The organism is Sphingomonas sp. Ag1 (assembly GCF_000980895.1).
GTDB lineage: Bacteria > Pseudomonadota > Alphaproteobacteria > Sphingomonadales > Sphingomonadaceae > Sphingomonas > Sphingomonas panaciterrae.
Genome location: NZ_LAZX01000039.1, coordinates 1 through 3,552, shown reverse-complemented (window position 1 = coordinate 3,552; position 3,552 = coordinate 1). Strand labels below are relative to the sequence as shown.

The window sequence follows — 3,552 nt, the reverse complement described above, 5'->3', positions numbered from 1 at the left end:
GGCTCGACGCGCTGATCGACCGAATCAACGCCACCGGCTATGGCCTGACCTTCGGCCTCCACACCCGCCTCGACGAGACGATCGCCCATGTCACCGCGCGGGTGAAGGCGGGCAATCTCTACATCAACCGCAACGTCATCGGCGCGATCGTCGGCGTCCAGCCATTCGGCGGCCGCGGCCTGTCGGGCACCGGACCCAAGGCGGGCGGCCCGCTCTATCTCGGCCGGCTGGTGCGCGGCGCGATCGAGGCGCCCGCCGGCACGTCGACGGCAGCCGATGCCGCCACCCGCGACCTCGCGCTCTGGCTGGAACAACGCGGCGACGAACCCGCCGCCACCCGCGCCCGCGACATTGCCGCCGCCTCCCCGCTCGGCCTTGAGGCGGAGCTCGACGGCCCGGTGGGGGAGCGCAACCTCTACGCACTCCACCCGCGCGGCCGGATCCTGCTGCTCCCCGAAACCAGCGCCGGGCTGATGGCGCAGCTCGCCGCCGCGCTCGCCACCGGCAACGACCTCGTGGTCGACGCCGCTTTCCGGGCCGATCTGCCGGCCCCGATCGCCGCCCGCGTCCGCTGGACCAGCGACTGGTCCAACGACGGCCCCTATGCCGGCGCGCTGATCGAGGGCGACGCCGCGCGCGTGCGCGACCTGCAACAGCGAATCGCCGCGCTGGATGGCCCGATCGTGCTGACGCAGGCGAACGACTATCACCTCGAATGGCTGGTCGAGGAGGTGTCCACTTCGATCAACACCACCGCGGCCGGCGGCAACGCCAGCCTCATGGCGATGACCTGAGGCGCGGCATCAACCACACGCATGGCGGGGCCGCGCGGGACTGGATTTTTCCCCGCGACCCCGCTATGCGCGCGCTCTTCCAGGTAAATCGCTGGAACGCTTGCGGGAGGGTGCGGCAACGCGCCCGCGACCACCGCTAAACTTAAAGAGAGTGACATGGCGAAGAAAATCACAGGCTATATCAAGCTGCAGGTGCCTGCCGGCGCTGCAAACCCGTCGCCGCCGATCGGCCCGGCGCTGGGTCAGCGCGGCGTGAACATCATGGAATTCTGCAAGGCGTTCAACGCGCAGACCGCTGACATGGAAAAGGGTTCGCCCCTCCCCACCGTCATCACCGTCTACGCCGACCGCTCGTTCAGCTTCGAGACGAAGACGCCGCCGGCGACCTTCCTCATCAAGAAGGCGCTGAACCTGAAGTCGGGCTCGAAGGAGCCGGGCAAGACCAGCGCGGGAACCATCAAGCGCTCGCAGCTCGCCGAGATCGCACAGGCCAAGATGAAGGACCTGAACGCGAACGACATCGACGCAGCAACGAAGATCATCGAAGGCTCCGCTCGCGCGATGGGCCTCCAGGTTGTGGAGGGTTAATCCCATGGCGAAGCTCACGAAGAAGCAGAAGGCGATCACGATCGACCGCGAGAAGCTGCACGGCGTCGACGAGGCGATCAGCCTCGCCAAGTCGGGTGCGACCTCCAAGTTCGACGAGACGATCGAAGTCGCGCTGAACCTCGGCGTCGATCCGCGTCACGCTGACCAGATGGTCCGCGGCGTCGTCACGCTGCCCAAGGGCACCGGCAAGACCGTTCGCGTCGGCGTGTTCGCCCGCGGCGCAAAGGCTGAAGAGGCACTGGCTGCCGGCGCCGACGTCGTCGGTGCGGAAGACCTGATGGAAACCATCCAGGGCGGCAAGATCGATTTCGATCGCTGCATCGCGACCCCGGACATGATGGGCATCGTCGGCCGTCTCGGTAAGGTTCTGGGTCCCAAGGGCCTGATGCCGAACCCGAAGCTCGGCACCGTGACGATGAACGTCGCCGAGGCGGTGAAGGCTGCCAAGGGCGGCCAGGTCGAATATCGCGTCGAAAAGGCCGGTATCATCCACTCGGGCATCGGCAAGGCAAGCTTCCCGGCCGAGGACCTGCGCGCGAACTTCGACGCGCTGGTCGACGCGGTGGTCAAGGCCAAGCCGGCCGGCGCCAAGGGCAAGTACGTCCGCAAGGTCGCGATCTCCAGCACCATGGGTGCGGGCATCAAGATCGACGTGGCGGAAGTCGCTTCGGCCTGATCCGACGTTTCAGTTAGCGTAACGAAGAAGGCCGGGGGGCAACCTCCGGCCTTTTTTGTTGCCCGCTGCCGCCGGCGGCATGGCCCGCGTGAACCCATCCGTTGCCGATGCGTTACGAACCGCATGAGCGAGGGCACCATCGCTGCGCCCTGGTGGAAGCGCGGCGTCATCTATCAGGTCTATCCACGCTCCTTCGCGGACAGCGATGGCGACGGCATCGGCGACCTTGCCGGGATCGAGGCGCATCTCGATCATATCGCCTCGCTCGGCGTCGACGCGATCTGGCTCTCGCCGATCTTTCCCTCGCCAATGGCCGACTTCGGCTATGACGTCGCCGATTACACCGGCGTAGAGCCAATGTTCGGCGACCTCGCCGCCTTCGACCGCCTGCTCGCCGCGGTCCGTGCGCGCGGGCTGAAGCTGCTGCTCGATTTCGTCCCCAACCATTCCTCGACCCAGCACCCCTGGTTCGTCGAAAGCCGCGCCAGCCGTGATAATCCGAAACGGGACTGGTACATCTGGCGCGATCCCGCGCCGGGCGGCGGCCCGCCCAACAACTGGATCAGCGACATGGGCGGCCCGGCGTGGGAGCTCGATCCCAAGACCGGCCGATATTATCTCCACACCTTCCTGAAGGAGCAGGCCGACCTCAACTGGCGTAATCCTGAGGTTGCGGCGGCGATGATCGATGTGCTGCGCTTCTGGCTCGACCGCGGCGTCGACGGTTTCCGCATCGACGTGTTGTGGCACATCGTGAAGGCGCAAGGGCTGCCGGACAATCCGCCCAACCCCGACTGGCGCGAGGGGATGGCGGAGAAGCTGCGCCTCATTCAGCTGAACTCGACCGACCAGCCCGAGGCTTATGCCTTTGCCCGCCAGTTCCGGGAGCTTGCCGACAGCTATGGCGAGACCTTGCTGGTGGGGGAGATCTTCCTGCCGCTCGATCGCCTGATGCGCTGGTACGGCCCGGCGGATCAGCCCTATGTCCAATTGCCCTTCAATTTCGAGCTGATCGAAAACCCGTGGGATCGCGACACGCTCGCCCGGCTGATCGCCAGCTATGATGCCGCCATTCCCGAACATGGCTGGCCCAATTGGGTGATCGGCAGCCACGATGCGCCGCGCATTGCCGCGCGCATCGGGGAGCGCCAAGCCCGTGTCGCCGCCATGCTGCTGCTCACGCTGCGCGGCACGCCGACACTCTATCAGGGCGATGAAATCGGCATCGGAAAGGTCGATATCCCGCCCGACCGGATCCGCGACCCGCAGGACCTGCGCCAGCCCGGCATGGGTCTCGGCCGCGACCGCTCGCGCACGCCGATGGCCTGGGATGGCTCGCCCAACGCCGGCTTTTCCACCGCCGAGCCGTGGCTGCCGCTCCACCCCGACTGGCGCACCCGCAATGTCGCGGCGCAGGAGGCGGACCCGGCCTCGATGCTCTGGCTCTACCGCCGCCTCCTCGCCGCGCGCCGC

Annotated in this window: 4 protein-coding genes; all 4 read left to right on the top strand. The window is 67.1% G+C overall.

Annotation, left to right across the window (positions count from 1 at the left end; genetic code table 11):
- Nucleotides 1–794, top strand: a 794-nt coding sequence (locus XM50_RS00425; protein ID WP_046406431.1) for an aldehyde dehydrogenase family protein, incomplete at its 5' end; no start/stop codon positions are given.
- A 156-nt stretch (nucleotides 795–950) separates the two neighbouring features.
- Entirely contained in the window at nucleotides 951–1,382 is a 432-nt protein-coding gene (rplK, locus tag XM50_RS00420; protein WP_046406429.1) for a 50S ribosomal protein L11, read from the top strand.
- 4 nt (nucleotides 1,383–1,386) lie between these two features.
- Nucleotides 1,387–2,079, top strand: coding sequence for a 50S ribosomal protein L1 (gene rplA / locus XM50_RS00415; protein WP_046406428.1), 693 nt, complete (start codon nucleotides 1,387–1,389; stop codon nucleotides 2,077–2,079).
- A 123-nt stretch (nucleotides 2,080–2,202) separates the two neighbouring features.
- A partial coding sequence (locus tag XM50_RS00410; protein ID WP_046406426.1) for an alpha-amylase family glycosyl hydrolase occupies nucleotides 2,203–3,552 on the top strand: 1,350 nt, incomplete at its 3' end.

What these genes read in the sequence shown, in the direction of transcription:
- rplK (WP_046406429.1), top strand. Translation starts at nt 951, where the DNA reads ATGGCGAAGAAAATCACAGGCTATATCAAGCTGCAGGTGCCTGCCGGC.
- rplA (WP_046406428.1), top strand. Translation starts at nt 1,387, where the DNA reads ATGGCGAAGCTCACGAAGAAGCAGAAGGCGATCACGATCGACCGCGAG.